Source organism: Pseudomonas sp. LF020 (assembly GCF_053456425.1).
The window spans coordinates 174,732-198,572 of record NZ_JBRFIX010000005.1; the positions used below are offsets into that span (position 1 = coordinate 174,732).

The 23,841-nt window shown below is 62.8% G+C and carries 16 protein-coding genes; 5 read left to right on the forward strand and 11 right to left on the reverse strand.

Going from position 1 to position 23,841, the window contains the following annotated elements; translation table 11 throughout:
* Window positions 1–24: 24 nt before the first annotated feature.
* The 4 genes from mnmH to ACU680_RS14045 all read right to left on the reverse strand — a co-directional run bounded on the left by mnmH (window position 25) and on the right by ACU680_RS14045 (window position 13,348).
* Entirely contained in the window at window positions 25–1,128 is a 1,104-nt protein-coding gene (mnmH, locus tag ACU680_RS14030) for a tRNA 2-selenouridine(34) synthase MnmH (RefSeq protein WP_448179743.1), read from the reverse strand.
* Window positions 1,128–2,162: a selenide, water dikinase SelD gene (gene selD / locus ACU680_RS14035; RefSeq protein ID WP_448179744.1), complete on the reverse strand. Its 1,035-nt coding sequence runs from the start codon at window positions 2,160–2,162 to the stop codon at window positions 1,128–1,130. The genes mnmH and selD overlap by 1 nt, the downstream gene beginning before the upstream one ends.
* 198 nt (window positions 2,163–2,360) lie before the next feature.
* Entirely contained in the window at window positions 2,361–2,726 is a 366-nt protein-coding gene (locus ACU680_RS14040) for a nuclear transport factor 2 family protein (RefSeq protein ID WP_448179745.1), read from the reverse strand.
* A 98-nt stretch (window positions 2,727–2,824) separates the two neighbouring features.
* A complete protein-coding gene (locus ACU680_RS14045; RefSeq protein ID WP_448179746.1) occupies window positions 2,825–13,348 on the reverse strand; it encodes an autotransporter-associated beta strand repeat-containing protein in 10,524 nt (3,507 codons plus the stop codon).
* Between the two features lie 441 nt (window positions 13,349–13,789).
* Here ACU680_RS14045 and ACU680_RS14050 point away from each other — a divergent pair, with 441 nt between their 5' ends.
* Together ACU680_RS14050 and ACU680_RS14055 are read left to right on the forward strand one after the other, a co-directional pair.
* Complete coding sequence (locus ACU680_RS14050; RefSeq protein ID WP_448179747.1) at window positions 13,790–14,749, forward strand: nucleoside-specific channel-forming protein Tsx; 960 nt, start codon at window positions 13,790–13,792, stop codon at window positions 14,747–14,749.
* Window positions 14,750–14,764: 15 nt separating this feature from the next.
* Window positions 14,765–15,787, forward strand: a complete 1,023-nt coding sequence (locus tag ACU680_RS14055) for a purine-nucleoside phosphorylase (RefSeq protein WP_448179748.1) — start codon at window positions 14,765–14,767, stop codon at window positions 15,785–15,787.
* Between the two features lie 127 nt (window positions 15,788–15,914).
* Here the strand turns inward: ACU680_RS14055 and ACU680_RS14060 are convergent, their stop codons facing one another.
* From ACU680_RS14060 to ACU680_RS14070, 3 genes are all read right to left on the reverse strand, one after another.
* Window positions 15,915–16,871 (reverse strand): quinone oxidoreductase family protein, encoded by a 957-nt coding sequence (locus tag ACU680_RS14060; protein ID WP_400758677.1) that lies wholly within the window; start codon window positions 16,869–16,871, stop codon window positions 15,915–15,917.
* A gap of 31 nt (window positions 16,872–16,902) precedes the next feature.
* The gene (locus ACU680_RS14065) at window positions 16,903–17,076 is read right to left on the reverse strand and encodes a DUF1427 family protein (protein WP_007969534.1); all 174 of its coding nucleotides are present in this window, start codon (window positions 17,074–17,076) and stop codon (window positions 16,903–16,905) included.
* 211 nt (window positions 17,077–17,287) lie between these two features.
* Window positions 17,288–18,064, reverse strand: a complete 777-nt coding sequence (locus ACU680_RS14070) for an AraC family transcriptional regulator (RefSeq protein WP_448179749.1) — start codon at window positions 18,062–18,064, stop codon at window positions 17,288–17,290.
* A 136-nt stretch (window positions 18,065–18,200) separates the two neighbouring features.
* Between ACU680_RS14070 and ACU680_RS14075 the strand changes: the two genes are divergently transcribed.
* Window positions 18,201–18,428, forward strand: coding sequence for a DUF6555 family protein (locus tag ACU680_RS14075; RefSeq protein WP_003223528.1), 228 nt, complete (start codon window positions 18,201–18,203; stop codon window positions 18,426–18,428).
* A 41-nt stretch (window positions 18,429–18,469) separates the two neighbouring features.
* Window positions 18,470–18,742 carry a hypothetical protein gene (locus ACU680_RS14080; protein ID WP_367084038.1) on the forward strand — a complete coding sequence of 91 codons (273 nt, stop codon included), beginning with the start codon at window positions 18,470–18,472 and terminating at the stop codon, window positions 18,740–18,742.
* A gap of 23 nt (window positions 18,743–18,765) precedes the next feature.
* On the opposite strand, the gene ACU680_RS14085 is transcribed toward ACU680_RS14080, so the two are convergent.
* The 3 genes from ACU680_RS14085 to ACU680_RS14095 all read right to left on the reverse strand — a co-directional run bounded on the left by ACU680_RS14085 (window position 18,766) and on the right by ACU680_RS14095 (window position 20,843).
* Window positions 18,766–18,933 carry a metallothionein gene (locus ACU680_RS14085; protein ID WP_115985675.1) on the reverse strand — a complete coding sequence of 56 codons (168 nt, stop codon included), beginning with the start codon at window positions 18,931–18,933 and terminating at the stop codon, window positions 18,766–18,768.
* A 964-nt stretch (window positions 18,934–19,897) separates the two neighbouring features.
* Complete coding sequence (locus ACU680_RS14090) at window positions 19,898–20,353, reverse strand: DMT family transporter (RefSeq protein ID WP_098968038.1); 456 nt, start codon at window positions 20,351–20,353, stop codon at window positions 19,898–19,900.
* Between the two features lie 4 nt (window positions 20,354–20,357).
* The gene (locus ACU680_RS14095; RefSeq protein WP_103369836.1) at window positions 20,358–20,843 is read right to left on the reverse strand and encodes a DMT family transporter; all 486 of its coding nucleotides are present in this window, start codon (window positions 20,841–20,843) and stop codon (window positions 20,358–20,360) included.
* Between the two features lie 113 nt (window positions 20,844–20,956).
* On the opposite strand from ACU680_RS14095, the gene ACU680_RS14100 reads away from it, so the two are divergent.
* Window positions 20,957–21,892, forward strand: coding sequence for a LysR family transcriptional regulator (locus ACU680_RS14100; protein WP_448179750.1), 936 nt, complete (start codon window positions 20,957–20,959; stop codon window positions 21,890–21,892).
* 217 nt (window positions 21,893–22,109) lie between these two features.
* Here ACU680_RS14100 and ctpM read toward each other — a convergent pair whose 3' ends face one another.
* Window positions 22,110–23,792, reverse strand: coding sequence for a methyl-accepting chemotaxis protein CtpM (gene ctpM, locus ACU680_RS27350; protein ID WP_491723762.1), 1,683 nt, complete (start codon window positions 23,790–23,792; stop codon window positions 22,110–22,112).
* Between the last annotated feature and the right edge of the window lie 49 nt (window positions 23,793–23,841).

A 23,841-nucleotide genomic window follows, 5' to 3' on the forward strand; every position in this document is an offset into this window, starting at 1 on the left:
GCGATTGGGCCCGCAAGAACACCCTCAAACCCGCTGATTCACCCGCTCACGCAGATACTCCAGCACCGCCCCGCGTTCCCCGGCAAACTCGATTCGCCCGCCCTTCTTTTCACGCTGAAACGCATACATCGGGTCGTAATATTCGCGCAGCAACACGCTGATCCATTCACGGAACGCCTCGACCGATCCGCTGCGCGCCTGCTCGGCCAAGGCCTCTTCCATCTGCAGGAACATCCGCTGATGGCGTTCGCCACCCAGCCGGCGCTGGATATTGTTCAAACTCGCGATCAACCGTTCGGCATACAGCGCAAAGCCCTCCTCGCCATGCACCGCGACGAACTCGGCGTGCAGGTTGACCACATAGTCCTGCAGGATCCGCTCGACCCGCTGCTCCAGGCTGTCTTCGAGCCAGACCATCGGCGCCACTTGCATGCCCCGGTACAGCGGCAATGGCAAGGCACAACTGCCGACGACCCGGCTCTCGTCTTCCAGCACAAACTGCTGGATCCCGCCGGCGCGTTTTTTCAGCAGATCAACGGCCAGACGGTTTTCGAAATCGATATTGGTCGGTTGCCCGGTGGCGCGTTTGCCGAAACTCGATCCCCGATGATTGGCGTGGCCTTCCAGATCCAGACCATTGCGCAACTGCACCAGCAATTCGGTCTTGCCGGTGCCGGTCATTCCGCCCAGCAGCACCAGATCGCACTCGGCCACGGCCTGATCGATGGTCTCCAGCAGGAACGTGCGCATCGCCTTGTAGCCACCGCCGACCCGCGGGTAATCGATCCCGCCCTGCTCCTTGATCCATTGCTGGACGATCTGCGAACGCAGGCCGCCGCGAAAGCAATACAGGTAGCCGTCGGGATGTGCCCGGGCAAACTCGACCCAGCCCTGAATGCGCTGCTCACGCACGTCGGCAGACACCAGCCGCTCACCGAGGGCGATGGCCGCTTGTTGTCCATGCTGCTTGTAGCAAGTTCCGACCTGCTCGCGCTCGCGGTCGTTCATCAGCGGCAGGTTGACCACGCCGGGAAACGCGCCGTGGGCAAACTCGATCGGCGCACGCGCATCCATCATTGGCCGGTCGTTGAGGAAAATATCGCGGTAATCGGTGCAGTCGCGTGACATCAGATCACCTCGACTGCGTGGGTCTGTCGCTCGACCAGCTCACCGATCGGCGCCAGGTCCAGACCCAGTTCGGCGGCGACGGCGAGGAACTCGTCGTTACCTTCGGGAGTGACCGCAATCAGCAGGCCGCCGCTGGTCTGCGGGTCGCACAGCACGCGCTTGTGCAACTCCTGCAGACGACCGAGCTTGCTCGAATAGCTGTCGAAGTTACGCAACGTACCACCGGGCACACAGCCCTGTTCGAGGTAGTACTCGACGCTGTCCAGACGCGGCACATGGTTGTAGCCGATGCGTGCGGTCAGGTGGCTGCCATCGGCCATTTCCACCAGATGCCCGAGCAGACCGAAACCGGTAACGTCGGTCATCGCAGCGACCCCGGCGAGTTTGCCGAAACGGCTGCCGGGCTTGTTCAGGGTGCACATCCAGTCGCGGGCCACACCGACATCGCCGGGACGCAATTTGCCCTTTTTCTCGGCGGTGGTGAGGATGCCAATGCCCAGCGGCTTGGTCAGATACAGCAGGCAGCCGGCGGTGGCGGTGTCGTTGCGCTTCATGTGGCGCTTTTCCACCAGACCGGTCACGGCCAGGCCGAAGATCGGCTCCGGCGCATCGATCGAATGCCCGCCGGCCAGCGGAATGCCGGCGGCGTCACACACTGCACGCCCGCCGCGAATCACTTCCCGCGCCACTTCCGGCGCCAGCACATTCACCGGCCAGCCAAGGATCGCGATCGCCATCAGCGGGTCGCCGCCCATCGCGTAGATGTCGCTGATCGCGTTGGTTGCGGCGATACGGCCGAAGTCGAACGGGTCGTCGACGATCGGCATGAAGAAGTCCGTGGTCGACACCACCCCGCGCTCGGCATCGATCTCGTACACCGCCGCGTCATCACGCGAGGCATTGCCGACCCACAGTTTCGGGTCAAGGTTCTGCGCACCGCTGCCGGCCAGAATCACTTCCAGCACCTGCGGGGAAATCTTGCAGCCACACCCGGCACCGTGGCTGTATTGGGTCAGACGAATCGGCTCGCTCATGGGAGAGTCTCTGGCAGTTGATGGGGCGGATTCTAGCAGAGCGCGGGCCGGCAGATTTTTGCGCTGAGTGTTCGGCCCCCCTTCGCGAGCAAGCTCGCTCCCACAGGGGATCGCTGTCATCCACAAATCCTGTGTTCACTGAAAATCCAGTGTGGAAGCGAGCTTGCTCGCGAAAGCTATCAACGGGTCCCCACGGTTTCACGGCCGGGCACAAAAGGTGCCCTGATGAAAAACCATCTGCCACTGCTCCCCCTGCCGCCGCCATACCGAACTGCGCAGGCTGTCCGCCGGCACCCGCTGGCCGACAGCGACGGTATGGCAGTGATACGTCACCAGCGCCGAATCTTCCGACAATTGCTTGAGCGTGAACTGACTGACGGTACGTTGGGAGAACGCTTGCTGCGGCAGCGCTTCCAGCACAGCGGATTTGTTCCAGATGCCGCCGCTGGCGCCGAATTCGACAAAGTCGTCCGCGATCAATCGCGCCAGTTCAGCGACGTCCTCGCGCACGGCGCGCGACAGCAGGCGGTTTTCCAGATGTAACAAATACTTCGACAGATCCATTTTGTTCCTGCCTCACTGCATAAATCACTCGCCACAAAGGCTTTTGATTGTGCAAAAAAAACCGCCCTTTCGGGCGGCTAAAGTACTTCGACCATGATTCAGAAGCTTTGACTGAAGCTGATGTTGAACGCGCTGTCATTGTTGTCGCTGGACACCTGGCCCGAGTAGCCGATGCCCAGTTTGCCGGTCGGGGTGACCTGGAAGTCGATGCCGGCTTCGAGCAGTGCGCTGTCCTTGGCAATCGGCACGCCCTGGGTGCTGAACGAGGCGCCGCCGTCGATGAAGGTCAGGTCGGCGTCAGGTTTGGTATCGCCGTAGGCATGCCGCCAGCCGATGGCCGCGCGTGGCGTCAGTTGGCTGCCATTGGCCAGGGTCACCAATTTGCCGATGCGCACGCCGAGGGTCGAGTAGGTGATGTCCTGATCGGCGTCGGCCTTCAGGCGCCCCACTCCACCTTTTTCCTTGCCGGTATCGCTGTCGTAGTTCACGTAGGCAAGCCCTGCGAACGGTTCGATGGCAACGCCTGCCGCGTTGATCGCGTAACCCACTTCACCGAACACCTGCGCACTGCGTGCGTCGTAATCGGCCTTCAGGCGATCGTTGTAAGTACCGACGCTGACATCGCGTTTGGTCTCGATGCTGTGCCAGCTGTAAGCCGCGCCGAGGCGCACTGCCAGTGCATCGAATTGCGAGTTCAGATAACCGGCCAAGTGGTAGCTGTCGACCTTGGCATCCGAGTTGCGATCATGCGCATTGAGATTGCTGCGGGTATAGCCGGCCGCCATCCCGGCACGCCAGGTGTCATCCAGCGCCTTGTCGGTGCCGAGCATGAAACCGCCGAGGTTGCGATCGACCTTCGCCGTGTTGCTGTCGCCGCCCATGTCACCCCAGGCACCGATGGCCCGGATCCAGCCGACCATTTCCCCATGGCAGCCATTGCTGCTCAGTTGCGTGTCGCTCGGTGCCAGGGTTCTGCGCGGATCGTCCGCAGCGCTGCACGATGGCTGACGCATGCGGTCATTCACCGCTTCACGGATGAAGCGCGAATCCTCAAGCATGGCGCTGGCGGTACTGGCATGGATTTCCCCGGAGAGGCTGTCGAACGCATTACGCGCACCGGCCACGCTGAGGTTGACGATCTGGTTCTGCAACGCCGCGCCAGCCGCACCGTTATTGGACAGTGCCGTGGCGGTGCCGCGCTGGTTGCCCGTGGTAGCGACATCGGCGAACGAGTTGCCGTTGCGGCTCACAGCCAGGGTGACCGAGTCGGCACCGTAGACCAGCGAGCTGTCGAGGAACGCGTACTGCGGCAGATCGGCGGCACTGAAGGTGCCAGTCACACCACCGCCCGCGGTGATCAACGAGTAAGTGGTATTGCCGGTGAACGGCGCCAGGCTGTTGACCACCAGACCGCCGCCCAATGCCGCCGTACCACCCACCGCCAACGGTGTCGCGGTTGGCGAACTGACCGTCAGCGCCAGCACACCATCGCTGCTGTTGGTCAGGTTGCCGGCCACGCTCAAGGTGCCGTCAGCCCCCCCGGAAGCTACCACACCGTGGTTGACCACCGAACCGACGCTGCCGTTACCGCTAAGGCCTGCGCCGTTGGCGACCGTGACTTGCGCGCCCAACGAAGCCCGGGCCGCACGGCTGCCGACTTGCAACACGCCTTGATCGACCGAGACGGTGCCACTGAACGGCTGATTACCGGTCAGCAACAGCGTGCCGGCACCGCGTTTGGCCATCGCCCCGAGTCCACTGAGGATGCCGTTGAACTGACCATTGGCATTCTGCTGGAACACCAGTGTGGCGTTGTCGGTGATGTTGCCTTGCAGGCTGGTGGTGTTACCGATCAGCGTACCGCCACTGACGGTGGTGCCACCGCTGTAGGTGTTGGCGCCAGTCAGCACAAGGGTGCCGGAATCGAGTTTCTCGATACCGCCGGTGCCGATCAGCGGCACGTCGATTTCAGCACTGGCCCCGGCATTGACCCGCACCGGCGCCAGGCTGCCGTCCGCACCGTTGACTGGCGTCAGCGTACCGCCAGCGCCCGGCACCAGGCTGTAACCGCCGGTGAGGAACTGCAGACCGGTGAAGTTCTGATTGCCCTGCACAGTGACGGTACCGGCCTGGCCACCAAACACTGCGAACTGACCATTGGACGCCAGCGCCAGCGTGCCGCTCGGATCGGTCCAGTTGGTGCCCGGGCCCCACACGCCACTGCCGCCACCGATACTGCCGTCAGGATTGGTGGTGCCGCCGTTCCAGAACTGCACTTCACCCGGACTGCCCTGCACCAGCAGGTTGACCTGATTGGCAATCGCGGTTTGCAGGGTCAGGTTGGCCGCCGATACCGGCAGGCTGCCGTAGACCAGACCGTTGTCGGTCAGGCTGCCGCCGTAACGGAACAGTTGATAGACCCCGGTGCCAAAGCCGCCGGCATTGCTGATGTTCAGCGTGCCGTCGAGGGTCAGGTTGCCGGCGACGTTGACCACCGTGGTGGAGCTGGCGGCCGAGCCGAGGCTGAAGTCCAGGTTGGTGCCCGAGGACAATGTCAGCGCACCGACCGACAACGGCGTGGCCGTGCCGCCACCGCTCAGCGTTGCACCGCTGGCCAGTTGTACGTTGCCACCCAGTTGCCCGCTGCCGCCGATTTTCGCGCCGCTGGCGACGTTGACGTTGGCGCTGTTGAGCACACCATTGACGATCAGGTTGCCGGCCTGCACCGAGGTGTTGCCGGTGAAGGTGTTGTTGCCGGTCAGGAGCAACTGGCCGGTGCCGGTCTTGTTCAGCGTGCCGGCGCCGGTGAGGTTGCCGGTGTAGCTGCCGTCGGCGTTTTGCGCGAAGGTCAGCGCTGCGTTGTTGACGATGGCGCCTTGCAGGCTGCTGGTGTCGCCAGTGGTAGTGCCAGCGTTCAGCGTGGTGCCGCCGCTGTAGGTATTGGCACCACTCAGCACGAGGTCAGCGCTGCCGTTTTTCACCAGACTGCCGGTGCCGGTGATGGCGCCGAGCAGCGTGGTGTTCTGGTTGCCGGCCAGGGTCAGTTGCGACCCCAGATTGATCGCGTTGGCCAGTTGCAGCGCCGAGCTGCTGTCGAGGCTACCGTTGCCGGTCACGTTCAATGCACCGCTGCTGATCGCGCTGTTATTGCCCAGCACCAATGTGCCGCCAGCGAGCTGAGTGCCGCCGCTGTAAGTGTTGCTGCCGTTGAGGGTCAGGCTCGAAGCACCGGACTTGATCAGGCTGCCGCTGCCGCTGACCACACCGCCGAGAGTCAAGGCGTTGGAGCCGGCGACGGTCAACCCGCCATTGAGCACCACCGCGTTGGCGAGACTGACCGCTGCGTTGCTGTCCAGTGCGGTGCCGTCCGCAGCAGTCAACACGCCGGTACCGAGCGCGGCGTTGTTGCCGACGACAATCTTGCCGCCGTTGAGTGCGGTGCCGCCGGTGTAGCCGTTGGCGGCGTTGAGCACCAGCGTACCGCTGTCGTATTTGCCGAGGGTGCCGCTGCCATTGAGTGCAACGCCGACGGTCGCGGTGGCGTTCGGATCGACCCGTACCGAGGCGTTGCCCAGTGAGCCGTTGACCAGATTCAGCGAACCCGCCGTGCCGTTCACCAGGCTGTAGCCATCGGTGACGAACTGCATGCCGGTGATGGTTTGTGCGCCGTTCACGGTGACCGTGCCCGCCGCACCCTGGAACACCGCGAAGTTGTTGGTCCAGGCCTGATTGGTGGTGCCGTTGACGTCGGTCCAGTTGGTGGTGCCGGTGCCCCAGGTGCCGCTGCCGCCATCGACCGAACCGTTGGCGACGAGTTGGTTGCCGTCCCAGAACTGCACGGTGACGCCCGGTGCGGTAACCAGCAGGTTGATCTGGTTGGCCAGCGCGGTTTGCAGAGTCAGATCGCCGGGGGTGACGCTGCCCGGCACCGTGCCGATCAGCATGCCGTTATCGGTCAGGCCGCCGGTGTAGTTGATCAGGCGATACACGCCACTGCCAAAACCACCGATGTCGCTGACGTTTAGAGTGCCGTCGAGGGTCAGGTTGCCGCCAACGTTCACCAGCGCGTTACCGCCACCGGAGACCGGCGTGCCGAGGCCGACATCGAAGTTGGCGTTGCCGTTGAACACCAGTGAATCCACCGCCAGCGTGCTGCCGGTAACGCCGGCCAGATGCCCGCCATCGGCCACGGTCACCGCACCGGTCAAGTTGCCGCTGCCACCAAGGGTGCCGCCGCTGTTGACCAGTACGTTGCCGCTGGCCAGCGAGCCGTTGACCTGCAGGGTGCCGGCGTTGACGTTGGTATCGCCGGTCAGGTCGCTGATGCCGCTGAGGGTCAGCGTACCCGTGCCGAGTTTGGTCAGCCCGCCGTCACCGCTGAGGATGCCGGCGAAGGTGCTGCTGACGTTGTTGCCACCCAGACTCAGGGTGTTGCCGGTGCCGACCAGCGCGGTACCGCTGCCGGTCAGGCTGGCGAGGCTGCCCGAAGCACCGAGATTCAGCGCCGCGCCGCCCGCGAGATTGACCGTGGCGTTGTTGCCCAATGCCGCGCCGCTGAGGGTGGTCAGACTGCCGGATTGCACATCGAAGGTGCCGCTGAAGGTGTTGTTGCCGGACAGCGTCACGTCGGCCAGACCGTTTTTGGTCAGGGTGCCCGCCCCGGCGATCACACCGCCGAGGGTCAGGTTGTTGTTACCGGTCAGACCGAGGTTGGCGTTGAGGTTGATGTTGTTGGCCAGCGCCAGCGGCGCGGTGGTGTCGAGACTCGAAGCACCAGCAACGGTCAGCGCACCACTGCCCAGAGAGGCGCCAGTGCCAAGGGTCAGCGTACCGGCATTCAGCGTGGTGCCACCGGTGTAAGTGTTGATGCCGTTGAGCGTCAGGTTCGAGGCGCCGTTCTTGATCAGCCCGCCCGCGCCACTCACCACACCGGCGAGGGTCAGATTGTTGCTGCCGGTGTTGCTGAGGTTGGCGTTGAGTACCACGTTGTTGCCCAGACTCACCGCTGCGCTGCTGTCCAGCGCCGAAGCGCCGGCCACGGTCAGGTTGCCCAGACCCAGCGCCGAGTTGCTGCCGACTGTCAGGGTGCCGGCGTTCAGGGTAGTGCCACCGAGGAAGTTGTTATTGCCGCTGAGGGTCAGATTGGCCGCGCCGTTTTTACTCAGACTGCCGGCGCCGTTGACCGTACCGGCCAAAGTCAGATCCGCTGTGCCACCGATGCCGAGGTTACCGGCCAGATTCACCGCGTTGTTTACCGAAGTCGCGGTGCTGGCATCCAGCGTGGTGCCGCCAGCCGCATTCAGCGTGCTGGAGCCCAGCGCCGAGTTCGACGCCAGAACCAATCCGCCAGCGTTCAGCGCCACCGGCCCGAGGAAGGCGTTGTTGCCGCCGAGGGTCAGGTTGGCCGCGCCATTCTTGATCAGGCCACCGGTGCCACCGATCACGCCGTTGAGGGTCAGCGCATTGCTGCCGACCACGGTCAAATTGCCGTTGAGCGTTGCCGCGTTAGCCAGCGTTACCGCTGTGTTGCTATCGAGTTGTGTGCCAGCGTTGGCGGTCAGCGTGCCGCTGCCCAGCGCGGTGTTGCTGCCAACAATGATCTTGCCGCCGTCCAGCTGCGTGCCGCCGCTGTAGGTGTTGGCGCCATTGAGCACCAGGGTACCGGCGTCGAGTTTGTTGAGAATCCCGCTGCCATCGATATTCACACCGATGGTCGCAGTAACGCCCGGATCAACCCGCAGTGCTGTGGTACCGCCAGTGCCGTTGACAGCGGTCAATTGCCCCGCCGCACCGGTGACCAGGTTGTAGCCGTCGGTGAGGAATTGCATGCCGGTGAACGCTTGCGTGCCGTTCACCGTCACAGTGCCCGCAGCACCCTGGAACACCGCGAAGTCACCGGCCCATGGCTGGTTGACCAGACCGTTGGCATCGGTCCAGTTGGTGCCGACCGCGTTCCACGTGCCGCTGCCGCCATCGACCACGCCGTTGGCAATGGTCTGGCTGCCGTCCCAGTAACGGATGTTGACGTTCGGTGCCGACACCTGAATGTTGATCTGATTGGCCACACCGGTCTGCACCACCAGATCGCCGAGGCCATAGCCGACCGGCACGCTGGCGACGTCCAGGCCCAGATTGGTCAGGGCACCGGTGTAGTTGAACAGGCGATACACACCGACGCCGAAACCGCCGGCATCGCTGACGTTGAGATTGCCGTCCAGTGTCAGGTTGCCGCCGACGTTCATCAGCGAGGTGGTCGACGGTGTCGCCAGGGCGACGTCAACATTACTGCCGGCACCAAGGGTCAGGCCACTGGCCGACAAGGTATTGCCCGAGGACAGCGCCAGATGACCGCCGTTGTTGATGTTCACCGTGCCAAGCGCCGAGCCGCTACCGGTCAGGGTACCGCCGGTGTTGACGTTGACCTGCGCACTGCCCAGCGAACCGGACAGATCCACGGTACCGCCATTGATCGCGGTGTTGCCGGTGATGCCGTTGATGCCAGTGAGGTTCAAGGTGCCGGTGCCGACCTTGGTCAGGCCACCGCTGCCACTGAGATCACCATCAAAGGTGCTGGTGACGTTGCCGCCACCGACGGTCAACGTGTTGCTGCCGGTCAGTTGCACACTGCCGCTGCCGGTCAGCGCGCCGAGGCTGGCATCGCTACCGAGATTCAGGCCGGCACCGGCACTGATGTTGACGCCAGAAGTGTTGCCCAGCGCGTTGGTGTTGAGGGTGGTGACGCTGCCGGAAACGATGTTCACGGCGCCGGTAAAGGTGTTGTTGCCGGCCAGGGTCAGATCCGACAGACCGTTCTTGGTCAGGCTGCCGGCGCCGTCGATGATGCCGTTGAGGCTCAGGTCGTTATTGCCGGCCACCGTCAGCCCGGCGTTGAGGGTGATCGCGTTGCCGATGCCGAACGAGGCGCTGTTATCGAGAGTCGCCGCGCCGCCGACGGTCAAGCCACCACTGCCCAGACCGTTGGCATTGCCCAGGGTCAGGGTGCCGGCGTTGAGGGTGGTGCCGCCGCTGAAGGTGTTATTGCCGTTGAGTGTCAGATTCGCTGCGCCATTCTTGATCAATTGGCCGCTGCCGCTGGTGACGCCACCGAGGGTCAGATTCTGCGTGCCGCCGACGGTCAATCCAGCGTTGAGAGTGACGCCGTTATTGAGGCTGACCAGCGGCGAATTGCTGTCCAGTGTGGCAGCACCCGCGACAGTCAAAGCGCCGGAACCCAGCGCCGAACTGTTGCCAACGGTCAACGTACCGGCGTTGAGGGTGGTGCCGCCGAGGTAGTTGTTGGCCGCATTGAGAATCAGATTGGCCGCGCCGTCTTTCACCAGACTGCCGGCGCCGCTCACCAGACCGGTCAGAGTCAGATCCGCCGTGCCCCCTACATTCAAGGCACCGGCCAAGGCCACGGCATTGTTCAGGCTGACGGCAGTGTTGGCATCCAGCGTGGTGTTGGCCGCCGCGTTCAATGTGCCGGAGCCCAGCGCGCTGTTGCTGCCGACAATCAGTTTGCCGGTGTTCAGCGCGGTGTTACCGAAATAGGTGTTGGCGCCGTTGAGGGTCAGGTCGGCGGCGCCGTTCTTGACCAGGCCACCGATACCGGCGACCACCCCGCCGAGGGTCAGCGCATTGCTGCCGCCGACGGTCAGGGTGCCGCCGAGGTTGACGTTGTTGGCCAGGGTCGCCGCCGTGCTGGCATCCAGCGTGGTGCCGTTCGACGCGTTCAGTGCGCCCGTACCCAGAGCGGTGTTGGAGCCGACCACCAGCGAACCGGCATTTAGCGCGGTGGTGCCGGTGTAGGTGTTGTTGCCGCTCAGGGTCAGGCTCGATGCGCCGGTCTTGATCAGGCCGTTCGCGCCACTGATCACTCCGCCCAGGGTCAGCGCGTTGGCGCCCCCGGCGGTGAGGTTGGCGTTGAGAATCACGTTGTTGTTCAGGCTGACCGCAGAGCTGCTGTTGAGCGTGCCCGCGCCTTCCACCGACAAGGCGCCGGCGCCCAGTGCCGCACCGTTGCCGACGGTCAGGCTGCCGGCATTCAGGGTGGTGCCGCCGCTGTAGGTGTTGCTGCCATTGAGGGTGAGATTGGCGGCGCCATTTTTCACCAGTTGGCTGGTACCGCTGATCACGCCGCCGAGGGTCAGCGCGTTGCTGCCGCCGATCCCCAGGCTGTTGTTGAGAATGACGTTGTTGTTCAGTGTCACCGCCGCATTGCTGTCCAGAGTCGCCACGCCGCCGACGGTGATGTTGCCGCTGCCGAGCGCCGCATTCGCGCCCGCCGTAATGGTGCCTGCGTTCAACGCAACGGGACCGAGGAAGGTGTTGGCGCCATTGAGAATCAGATTGGCCGCGCCGTTCTTGGTCAGCCCGCCACTGCCGCTGACGATGCCGCCCAGGGTCAGGTCGGCGCTGCCGCCGATGTTCAGGTTGCCGCCGAGGCTGACCGCATTGGTCAGGGCCACAGCGGTGCTGGCGTCGAGGGTGGTGCCTGCCGCCGTGGTCAATGCGCCGGTGCCCAGCGCGGTGTTGCTGCCGACAATCAGCGTGCCGGCGTTGAGCGCCGTGCCGCCGGTGAAGGTGTTGTTACCGCTGAGACTCAGGTTCGCGGTGCCGTTCTTGATCAGGTTGCCGGCGCCGCTGATCACGCCGCTCAGGCCCAGTGCCTGAGTACCGCCGATGGTCACTCCTCCCGCCAGCGCGACGGCGTTGGCCAGGGTCACGGCGGTGGTCGCATCCAGCGTGGTGCCGGCTGCCGCGCTCAGCGCACCGGTCCCCAGCGCGGTGTTGCTGCCAACGAACAGGCTACCGGCGTTAAGCGCCGTACTGCCGCTGTTGGTGTTGTTGCCAGTCAGGGTCAGGTTCGCGGTGCCAGACTTGGTGATGCCGCCGGTGCCAGACAACACGCCACCCAGGGTCAGGGCATTGCTGCCGAGCACGTTGAGCGCGCCGGTCATGCCGATGTTATTGGCCAGCGTGACGTTGGCGGTGCTGTCCAGACTGGTGCCGGCAGCGGTATTCAGCGCGCCGCTGCCCAGCGAGTTGTTGTTGGTCACCAGCAGGCTGCCGGCGCTCAAAGTGGTAGTGCCGGTATATCCGCTGTTGGCGCCGCTGAGGGTCAGGCTGCCGGTGCCGGTCTTGGTCAGGCCGCTGCTGCCAGTGATCAAGCCGCCGAGAGTGAGTGCGCCGGTACCGCCGGCCGTCAATGTGCCGCCGAGGCTGATGGCGTTGTTCAGGTTGATCGTGCCGGGCGCGCTCAAGGTGGTCGCGCCGGTGACGTTGACGGTACCGGTGCTCAGCGCCAGGTTGTTGCCCAACTGCACGGTGCCGCCGTTGAGCGTGGTGTTGCCCAGGTAGGTGTTGGCAGCGCTGAGGCTCAGTTGCCCGGCACCGACTTTGCTCAGGCCGCCACTGCCGGAAATCACCCCGCTCAGGGTGGTGGCGTTGGTGCCCTGCACGGTCAGGCCACCGGCGCCGAGGGAGATCAGATTGCTGAGGTTCAACCCGGCGTTGCTGGCCTGGAGGATCCCGCCGTTGGAGGTCAGTACCCCGCTGCCGAACGTGGCGTTGTTGTTGAACTGGGCGACACCGCCATTGAGCGTGGTCGCGCCGCTGACCAGTGGCCCCTGCAAGGTCCAGGTGCCGCTGTTGATGGTCAGGTTGTTGAAGTTGACGTAAGTGGCGCTCGACGCCGTGCCGACCCCGGTGGTGCCGCCGCCGACACCGGCCGGGTTTTGCAGGATCAGGCTGTTGGTACCGCCCGCGCCGCCGTCGACGGTACCGGTGGGGGCGAAGGTCAGGTTGATGCCGATCAGTCCGCCGAGGCCGACGCTGACCTGCACGCCGTCACCGACCTGCACCGAAGAACCCGTCACCGCCGTAAAGGTGTTGGTGCTGGCTGCGCCCATCGACACGCCGCCGGTGATTGCACCGGCGTTGGTGAAGGTGTTGCCCGCCGCCGAGGTCTCGAAGGCGATCCGGCCGTTGATGACGCCGGTGCTGCTGTTGGTCATGTTGACCTGCGAACCGCCGTACACGCCGACCACCGGGGTGTCGGCCAGGGTGATGCCGCCGACCGAGAGTCCGGTCGAGGTGATGGTGCCGTTGTTGGTGATGCTAGTGGTGCCGGCTGCAGCGTTGTTCACCGCAATACCCAGACCGTCGAGGCTGGTCAGGTTGAGTCCGAGCAACATGCCGGTACCGCGAATGATCCCGCTGGCATTGTTGAGCACGCTGACCGTACTGGTTGCGCCCGTACCGATGAAGGCACCGCCGCTCAAAACAGACACCAGCCCGAGCAGCGCCGGGTCGATCGTCCCGGAGTTGTTCAGGCTGATATTGACTCCGGTCAGGTCCATCACGTGGCCGCCGAGCGTCGCGTTCATCTGCGCCCCGGAGTTTACGTTGACCGTCAGGCCGCTGGTGGCACTGGCGAAATTGTTGAGAAACAGCGGCAGCGTCGGCACCCCGGTACAGGTCACCGTGGAGCCTGCCGTGGAGCACGTGGCCAATGCAGGCGCGCTGACCCCGCCGAACAACAGTCCGGCGACGCTCAGGTGCACAGCAAGGGAAAGTGGGGAAAAACGCGAAACGAGGGCGACACCAAACCTTGCTTCCACGGGCTACTCCTTGTCGTGGCCAAATTCTTCCTTGAAGGCGTGTAGCCGTGCTTATTCCACACGCGAATCAAGACTGCGACGGTCATCACAAAACCGCGTCATGCCTGACAAGCTAGTAGACGCCCCGCGATGGAGCACTGATTAAATGGTGTTAATACTTTAATACTAGGGCGGTCTAGAACAGGGGTTTCGGCCAGTAAACACTGATCTCTATGTACGCTACATCACCCTGTAGGAGCTGCGGCACGCTGCGATCTTTTGATCCTGATCTTCAAAGCAAAATCAAAAGATCGCAGCGTGCCGCAGCTCCTACACAGGGCACCGTGGGCGACTTGGTACGTGTTGTGCAAACGTTTGCGACCTGCCTATAACGGCTTTTTCGTAACAAAACCGTACAGACCCGCAGAACCCGGGCCTCGATTCGTAAAAAAAGGACTTTGAATGCACGCTGCTTCCCTTCTTCGCGCCCCATTTGCGCGCACTTTTGTTGTTTCCCTGCTACTGACCGGCGTTACCGGAGTTCTCAGCCACAGCGCGATGGCGCAACCAGCCCTGCCCGAGGAATCCGCTCAGGGCGAAACCCTCAGCCCGGAAGCTGCCCCGCCGAAAAAAGGCGCCTACCTGTCGGACTGGTACAACCAGGACCTGACGCTGATCGGCAGCAAGGACATCAGCTTCGGGCCGCAACCGGCTGACGATATCTATCTGGAATACGAGTACTTCGGGCGCAAGGGTCCGTTCGAGCTGTACGGCTACGTCGACATTCCGAAGATCTTCAACATCGGCAACAGCCACGACAAAGGCGTGTGGGATCACGGCTCACCGGTGTTCATGGAACACGAGCCACGCATCTCCATCGACTACCTCGCCGGCCGCAGCCTGGCCATCGGCCCGTTCAAGGAATGGTACGTGGCGTTCGACTGGATCTACGATCACGGCAGCCGCAAGGAGAACCGCGCCAACACCCTGTACAGCGGCTTCGGCACCGACATCGATACCCACTCGCGGGTCAATCTGTCGGCCAACCTGTACGGGCGCTACCAGTGGGAAAACTATGGCGCGAGCAATGAATATTCGTGGGACGGCTACCGCGCGCAGCTCAAGTACATCGTGCCCATCGACAAATTCAGCAACGGCGCGTCGCTGACCTACATCGGTTTCACCAACTTCGACTTCGGCTCAGACATCCACAAGGACAACCCGGCACGCACCGCCAATGCCACGGTGGCGACCAACGTGTTGCTGTATTCGTTCACCCACTTGCGCTTCACCCTGGTCGGCCGTTACTTCCACAACGGCGGCAACTGGGAAGACGGCAGCGAGCTGAACTTCGGCGACGGCAATTTCCGCGCACGCTCCAATGGTTGGGGTTACTACGCCGGCATCGGCTACCAGTTCTGAAATCAGGAGATTCTCATGCAAGCAATGACGCGTCTGACCCTGGCCGCTGCGGCCCTGCTCTCTTCCACCACCTGGGCGACTGAAGCGCCGATCCAGCCGAAAGTGGTGCTGATCACCATGTTCGCCCCCGAGGCACAGAACTGGATCGAGCGCCTCGATCTCAAGCAGGAAATCCGCGTACCGGGCCTGTCCGCCGAGTACCCGACCATCCGCTGCAACGCACAACAGGTGTGCCTGCTGACCACCGGCATGGGCCAGACCAACGCCGCCGCTTCAACCCTGGCCTTGGCCCTGTCGCCGAAATTCGACCTGCGCAAAAGCTGGTTCCTGATCGCCGGGATCGCCGGCATCAGCCCCAAACACGGCACCATCGGCACCGCCGCGTGGGCGCATTATCTGGTGGAATTCGGCACGCAATGGGAGCTGGATTCGCGCGATGCGCCGGCGAGTTGGCCGACCGGCTACCTCGGCATCAACACCAAGGGTCCGAACGAAAAACCGCCGCTGGACTACAAGACCGAAGTCTTCGAACTCAACCCGCAACTGCAGGCCAAAGCCTTCGCCCTGAGCCAAAAGGTCGAACTGAGCGAGAGCAAGGAATCGGCGGCGTGGCGCCGCAAATACCCGTCGGCCCCGGCCAACCAGCCGCCAGTGGTCACGCGTTGCGACACGCTGGCGGGCAACACCTGGTTCTCCGGTACACGCCTGAGCGAACGCGCCGAGGTCTGGACCAAACTGCTGACCGATAACAAGGGTGAATACTGCACCACGCAACAGGAAGACAACTCCACCTATGAAGCGCTGCTGCGTGCCAGTCGCGAAGGTCTGGTGGATGTGCAGCGTCTGGCCGTGGTGCGTGCCGGCTCTGACTTTGATCGGCCGGCACCGGGCGGCAGTGAAGTGGATAATCTGCTGAAATACGCCGATCAGGGCGGGTTCGTGCCGGCGCTGGAAAACCTCTATCGCGCGGGTAATCCGCTGGTGCAGGACATTCTGAAACACTGGTCAGCGTGGGAAAACGGCGTTCCGCAATCCTGAGCCCAACAAAGAACCCTGTGGGAGCTGGCTTGCCAGCGATGGCATCAGTTCAGTCAACATCTCCATCGACTGTTCTACCGCTATCGCTGGCAAGCCAGCTCCCACAGGTTATGCGGTGTCTGGAAGATCAGGGGATGAGGATGACCTTGTCGCCACTGCCCTGATTCACCTCTGCATAGCGCTGCAACCCTTGCGCCAATGGCACCTCCACCAACCCCTGCGGCAACGGCAACAGATCCTCATCAAAGAACCGCCCGAACTGCTCGAGCATCGCCGCGCAGGCTTGCACGCCGTACAACAGCGAGTTGATCCCCACCACCGATCCACCCTTGCGGTACAACGCCAACGCCGGCAACTGCACATGGCCGTCAACCGGTGCGGCGATGATCGCGATGCGCCCGAACGCGGCCAGTGCCGCCACCGAGGCCGGCAGCCAGAAACCGGTGGTGTCGAAGATCACGTCGGCGCCACCGCTGTACACCGCGTTGACCTGCGCACCGAGGTCTTCGGGTTTATCCAGCTGAATCGTCTGGAAGCCTTGCGCCTGCAACTCCTTGACCTGCTCCGGCCGACGCGCCGCTGCCAGTATCTGCGCGCCGCGCACCTTGGCCAGCGCCAACGCCGCCGTGGCCACCGCACCGCCGCCGATCACCAGCAAACGGGTTTCAGCGGCCACCAGACTGCGTTCCAGCGCATCCCACGCCGTGGTGTACGGCACGCCGAGGCTGGCGGCTTGGGCGAAACTCAAGTGCGACGGTTTGTGCGCCACGCCATTGGCCGGCAGTTTGACGAACTGCGCGTGCGAGCCATCGGCGAAAAAACCCAGCTCACGCCCGGTGCCCCAGACTTCCTGACCGAGCAACGCCTGTGGTCCCTCGACCACGACACCGGCGAAATCGCGCCCGGGAATCCGTGGCAATGTGGTGTACGGAAATCGTCCGAGCACGTTCTTCACGTCACTGGGATTGAGACCGGCCGCCTTGATCTCGACCAGCACTTCATCAGTGCCGGGCATTGGGGTCGGTACGTCGACGAAACGCAGGGAAGACAGATCGCCGGTTTTATCGAATTGCAATGCTTTCATGAGGACATCCACCAAAGGAAAAAAAGAGAATTCAGGACAACCAACCGGCGACCAGTTGCCGGCCCATCGGCCACAACTGCTCACCCGCGAGCATGCCCAGCAGCCCCACCAGCGCGATGGCCGGTGGTGCCGGGGAACGGAAATCCAGCGCGCCATAGAGCAGGCCGACACCCAGTCCGATGGCCAGCGAAATCAGGTAGTTCATGGGGAAACTCCGCCGCGTTAAAAGAATGGGCAGAGTCTAGGGAAGGATGGGCGGAGGTGTCGGCCAAGGACTTCTGAATTTCGGCCAAATCCTGGAAAGTCACCACAAAACCCTGTGGGAGCTGGCTTGCCAGCGATAGCGATTTGTCTGCCATGAAGATGTTGAATGTGCCGACGCCATCGCTGGCAAGCCAGCTCCCACAGGATTGTGTTCAATCAGTGGAGAATTGCGAAGGCGCCACGCCCAGCTCGCGCCGGAACATGTCACTGAAACTGCTCGGCGAATACCCAAGCTCGCGAGCGATCACACTCACCGGCACGCCCTGAATCAACTCGGCCACCGCCGTCGCCAGTTGCACCTGCCGCCGCCATTCGGCGAAGCCCATGCCGAGGCTGTCCTTGAACAGCCGCGCCAGCGTGCGCACGCTGGCCCCGGCATTTTCCGCGTGCTGCTCGAACGGGATCTCCAGCGACGGCGCGGCCATCACCGCCTGGCACAGGTTCATCAGGCGCCGGTCGGAATCGTCCGGCAGCGGGATCTTCAATTGCGAGCGCCGGGCACGCTTGAGCTCCAGCAACGCCAGCCCGACCAACGCGTCGTAATAGGCCGGCTCACCGTTATCGCCCTGCTCCACCAGGCCGACGATCAACTCACGCAACAACCCACCAACCTCGATCACCTGCACCGTCGAATCCAGCGTTGCCGCCAGCACCGGGCGCAGGTAGATATTGCGCATCTGCAAGTCCGAGACCACCCGAATCCCGTGTGGCACCCCGGGCGGCAACCACACCGCGCGCTGCGGTGGCACCACCAGCGCCTCATGCGGCGTTTCGACCCACATCACCCCGCTCATCGCATACAGCAACTGCCCCCAGACATGCTCGTGCGGCTCGATGAACAGACCACGCGGATAGGTACGCGCCAGCGGTTGCACCGGCACATCGGTATCCGTGAGATCGGGGGGCGCGGCGAGGGCCATGGCGAGCATTCATTGGGGTTGGCGGAGCGGCCATGTTAACCACTGCGTCGATGCGTCGCCAACGATAGATACCGTCGGACAATCCGAGTGAATTTTCCCGACGCGCCGCGATCCTTCTAATACCACAGGGAGGAATACGGGCTTTATGAACAACGCAAAACTGTTTGTCATCGATTACACCCTTCACGGCACGCCTAAGTCGTTCATTATCCGCTCGGACAAGATGGACAATGCCGAGGCGTGGCACTGGGCAAGTTGCGACGCCGGCGTGGGTCGCATCCCGCGTTTCGGCCGGGAAAAAGTGCAAAAGACCAGCAAACCGATGGCGGAGAAATTCGGCGTGGAAAATGTCACATGGCGACCGGCGAGCTAGAATCGTCGTCAGACGATGGGGACTCTTTGGGGGCATACACAATGACCAGCATCTTCAGCCCGGCGCATCTGGATTACGGACTGGACACCCTGTTCGGACGTATCACCAAAAGCGTGGACTGTCGGGTGGGTCTTGAGGCTGTCGAAGGCGACCCCTATAGCTTCGCCCTGCGCGTGCCAGCGCCGTTACCGGAAGACCTCGACCAGGCGAAAACCGTGGTGGTGCGGGTTAACGGTCGACGACTGCAAGGCACGGTCCGCCATACCGAACGGCTGGATGATGAAAGCCTGAAACTGCAAGTGGAGCCTGATTAGGCTCCACTTTTTTTTGCGCGGGATTATTTGGGGTGGGCGCAATGGCAGCCTTTGCTTGAACACTCCGCACCGTCCTTGTGGTGGTGCGCGCAGGCTTCACAGCAATAGTGTTTGCCGTGTACGGCGTAGGCGTGGTCGCCTTCCTTGATGGTGCATTTGCAGTTGGGGCAATCGCATTTTCTATCGGGCATGGGACAGACTCCTTTTGTGGTGGTTGTCCGGGGCTTGCGAGGGCAAGCCGTAGAGAACAGTGTAGGAGCTGCCGAAGGCTGCGATCTTTTGATCTGGTTTTTTCGGGAATTGGGTGAATATCCGTTTCTGCGGGTGCTGCCGCTGGCGGTTTCGCTCTTACAGCGAGTCACCTTTTGCAGACGCCGAAAAGGTAACCCAAAAGGCTTTGCCCCGGCGTACGGCACTTCGCTTAGGCTCAGTGTTCCCTCGCTACGGTGTCCATCCGGGGGCATCGCCTACGGTTTGCTTCGCTGCACCTCCTCTCGATGTATGCGGCTTCGCCGCATGGCGCTGCGCGCCTAACCCCCGGATGGACACCTACGCTCGGCCTGCCGAAGGGGCTGAAGATCAAAAGCCACATCAAGAGCCAAAGCCAAAGCCAAAGCCAAAGCAGATCAAAAGATCACAGCCTTCGGCAGTTCCTACAGGGGATCGGGTGTTTTCATTTGGAGTTTGATCGGCTGTCAGGCCGCCTTCGCGAGCAAGCTCGCTCCCACAGGGGGGAATGGGTGTGGTCAGTTAGAGACCGGTCGGCTGTCAGGCCGCCATCGCCAGCAGGCTGGCTCCTACAGAAAAGCAAAAGCCGAGCGCACGCTTTTCCACCACTCAACACGATGAGCGTTAGCTCGAGTAAAGCTTTTGATCTCAGGGCCCGTCGGCAGGCTGAGTGGAGGGATTCATCCGGGGGTGGGAGCGCAGCGACCGTTTGGCGCAGCCAAACACAGCGAGAGGAGGTGCAGCGAAGCAAACCGTAGGCGCTGCCCCCCGGATGAATCCCGGAGCGAAGGAACCCGAGCCTAGGCGAGGGCCGAACGTCAGGGTAAAGCCCTTTTGGTTACTTTTGGGGCGTTTGCCAAAAGTGACCCGCCGTAAGGGCGGAACCCTAATCAGCCTTCACCCAAAAAACGGATCTACACCCAAAACTCAATCAGAGCGACGAACACTACTCCGATACATAAAAACCAAAGCCAACCCCAGACACACCATCGCCAACACCCGAGAAGACGAAAGCTCGATCGCCGGATTCCCCAACCAGCCAAAATTGTCGATCAACATCCCCATCCCCAGCTGACCAACAATTACCGCCACCGTCGCCACCGCAGTCCCCACAACAGGCACCGCACCAACCATGACCATCATGTAAACCACCCCAAACAGCGCCCCACAGACCTGCCACTTCGGCACATCAAGCAAACTCACCGCATGCGCCGGCTCAAAAAACACAATCAACAACCCGGTGACCACCGCCCCGACGAAAAACGTCAGCAGACTGCTGCGCAACACCCCGACCGTTTCACCCAGGCGTCCGTTGATCGCCGCCTGAACACTCAACACCGCGCCCGCCAACACCACCACAGCCAACAAAATAACCAGACTCATATTCTCAACCCCGCGCAATCAGAACCAATGCCACCACAATCAACACCAATGCCAGCCACCGCTCGGCATTGACCTTCTTGCGCGTCGCGCCGAACCAGCCGAAATGGTCTATCAGTACACTCTTGCCGACCTGCCCCGAGAGAATCGCGATCATCGTCATCGCAATCCCGATGTGCGGCGTCGCCAGGGTCAGCACCACCACGTACATCGGCCCCAGAAACCCGCCGATCAATTGCCAGCGCGGCAGATCGGTCAGCGCCGGGCCTTTCTGCGGGCCGGCGAACAACAGCAGCAAAAACAGAATCGCCGAACCTACGCCGAAAATGCTCAAAGTCGCCCACAGATGCCCGACCTGCTCCCCCAGCGGCCCCAACAACCCCGCCTCCACCGACAAACCCATGCCGGCCAGAATCACCAGCGGCAGCAACAACAGGCGCAACCACGACCGGGTCGCCGGCGCCGGCACACTCACTTCATCCAATGTCTGCATCATCCAAAACCCACGCAAGTAAACGATGGCGCGGATTATCGGCTGGCGTAGCTGTGCGATAAATGGGAGCATCCAGACAACACTTTTGCGCAACCCGCACAACAGGATGATTCATGCACGGGCTGAATGAACTGGGCTTCAAGGCACTCAGGCTGTTTGTGGCGGTGCTCGACCACGGCAGTTTTTCCGAAGTCGCCCGCCGCGAGGGCGTGGCGCCCTCTTCGATCTCGCGGCAGATCCAGTTGATGGAGCAGGCACTGAACCAGCAATTGCTCTACCGCCACACCCGCGCCGTCAGCCCGACCGAAGCCGGGCGCATGCTCGGCCACCACGCGCGGCTGGTGCTGGTGCAACTGGAAGAAGCCGAGCAGGCGTTGCAGGAACAGCAAAGCGAGCCCACCGGGCTGGTGCGGATCAACGCGCCGGTGGTGTTCGGCCAACGCCATTTGACGCCGTGGCTCGGTCAGTTGTGCGCCCGTTATCCGAAGCTGCAACTGGACATCCAGCAGACCGACCATTACGTCGACCCGTTGCAGGAAGGCGCCGACCTGCTGTTCCGCATCGGCCCGATGCACGACTCAAGCATGCAGGCGCGGATTCTCGCGCCGCACCGTTTCCAGGTCGCGGCCAGTCCGGCTTATCTGAAGCGCCACGGCACACCGCAGCATCCCGACGAACTCGCGCAACACCAATGCCTGGCCTACAAAGGTGCGACCGGTCAGCAACGCTGGTTCTTCCGTCAGGATCAGAGCGACTGGACGCCCTGGTCGGTCAAAGGCCCGATCACCGGCAACCACGCCGACACTCTCACCCAGGCCGCCGAGCAAGGCTTGGGCCTGGTGATGTTTCCGTCCTGGCTGATTGGTGAGGCGGTGCGCGAAGGCACGCTGGTGCCGGTGCTGGGCGAGTATCAAGTGTCGAACAGCCTGGAGCCGCAGCAGATCGCGGTGCTGTGGCCGGGGAGCCGGCGACTGTCGGTGAAGGTGCGGACGGTGATTGATTTCTTTGTCGAGTGCTTTGGTGAAGTGCCGTACTGGGACAGACCTTGAAGCTGAAAATCAAAAGCCCCTCACCCTAGCCCTCTCCCGGAGGGAGAGGGGACTGATCGGGGGATAGTCAAGAGATACGCTGACGTGAACGATCGGCTTTGAATCCAGAATCGACTGGTTTTTTCAGGTCGATGTATGACGCGAGACGCTGCGGTCAGTCCCCTCTCCCTCCGGGAGAGGGCTAGGGTGAGGGCCCGCTTGAGGATTCACTCAATTATCAGATGCGGAACTGGCCCACCAGCTTGCCCAACCGCTGGCCGAGGTCGGCCAGACTGCGCGAAGTCTGCGCCCCCAGTTGCGTCTCATCCGCCACACTGTCCACCGCCACCGCAATCTGATGCACGCTGCGGTTGATCTCTTCGGCCACCGCGGTTTGTTCCTCGGCCGCGCTGGCGATCTGCGCGTTCATCGAGTTAATCGTCGCAATCAGGTCAGCCATGGCATCCAGCGACGCGCCGGCCTGATTGGCCTGCGCCGAGGTGCCATCGCCCGCCTCGCTTGAGCGGCGCATCGCCTCGACCGCCGACTGCGTACCCGCCTGCAGGCGATCGATCATCCCTTGAATTTCCTGGGTGCTGATCTGCGTGCGGCTGGCCAGTGCCCGCACTTCGTCCGCCACCACCGCAAAGCCGCGCCCGGCCTCCCCGGCGCGCGCCGCTTCAATCGCGGCGTTCAGCGCCAGCAGGTTGGTCTGCTCGGCAATCGAACGAATCACCCCGAGCACGCCGACAATCGACGACACGTCCTGCTGCAGGCTGTCGAGCGACACGCCGCTGCTGCGAATGTCATCCACCAGCGCATGAATCTGTTTGATGCTGCCGGCCACCACGCGTTTGGCGCTCTGGCCTTCTTCATCGGTCTGTTGCGCGGCGACCGCGGCGTTTTGTGCGCTCTTGGCGACTTCCTGGGCGGCGGCGGACATCTCGTTGATCGCCGTGGCGACCTGATCGGTCTCGTGGCGCTGACGTTCCATGGCCTGATCGGAGCGCTGGGCCTGATCCGAGACCTGATTCACCAGGCCAGTCAGTTGCGTGGTCATCTCGGTGATCTGCCGCACCAGGCCGTGGATCTTGTCGACGAAGCGGTTGAACGAGCCGGCCAGTTCGCCGAGTTCGTCCTGGCTGGTGATGTTCAACCGGCGCGTGAGATCGCCCTCGCCCGCCGCGATGTCGTCGAGATTGGCTTTCATCTGGTTGAGCGGGCGCAGAATGGTGTTGGCCAGCAGCATCCCTGCGATGGCAATCACCAACAGCACCAGCACCGCCACGCCAACGATGCTGAGGATCACGCCTTGCATGCGCTCCTGCACTTGTGCCTCGACCACCGCCACTTGCGCTTCAATGCCGTCGAGGTTGACCGAGGTGCCGACTGCCATGTCCCACTTCGCCAGGTATTCGGTGTAGCCGAGTTTCGGCACCAGCACACTGGCATTGCCCGGCAGTGGCGAGCTGTATTGCAGATAGTGGGTGCCGTCCTTCGCCACTTTCACCAGGCCGAGGTTGACGTAGACGCCGTTCGGGTCACGGTTGTCCTTGAAGCTTTTGCCCACGCCTTCAGGATCGTTGGCCTTGAACAGGCGCACGGTCTCGGAGTCGTAGCCGAAGAAGTAGCCGTCCTTGCCGTAGCGGATGCCTGACAGCAGCTTGATCGCCTGCGCCCGCGCCGCGTTGTCACCGGGGGCGGCAGCGTCGTACAGCGGTTTGATCGTGGTCATGGCCACGGCGACGTAACTTTGCAGGGTGGCCTTGGCGTCGGCGAGCAGGCGCTCGCGGGTCTGCTCGACCTCGGTGTGCGCCTGTTGCTGAAGGATGAACAGCGTGGTCAGGCTGATGACCAGCGCAAAGAGCAGCACCGGCAGGACGGCGAGGGACAGGACTTTGGCCTTGAGACTCAAGCGCATGGGGGGCTCACTCTTTTGGTTTTATTGGCGTGGTTAAAGGCGTTAACGG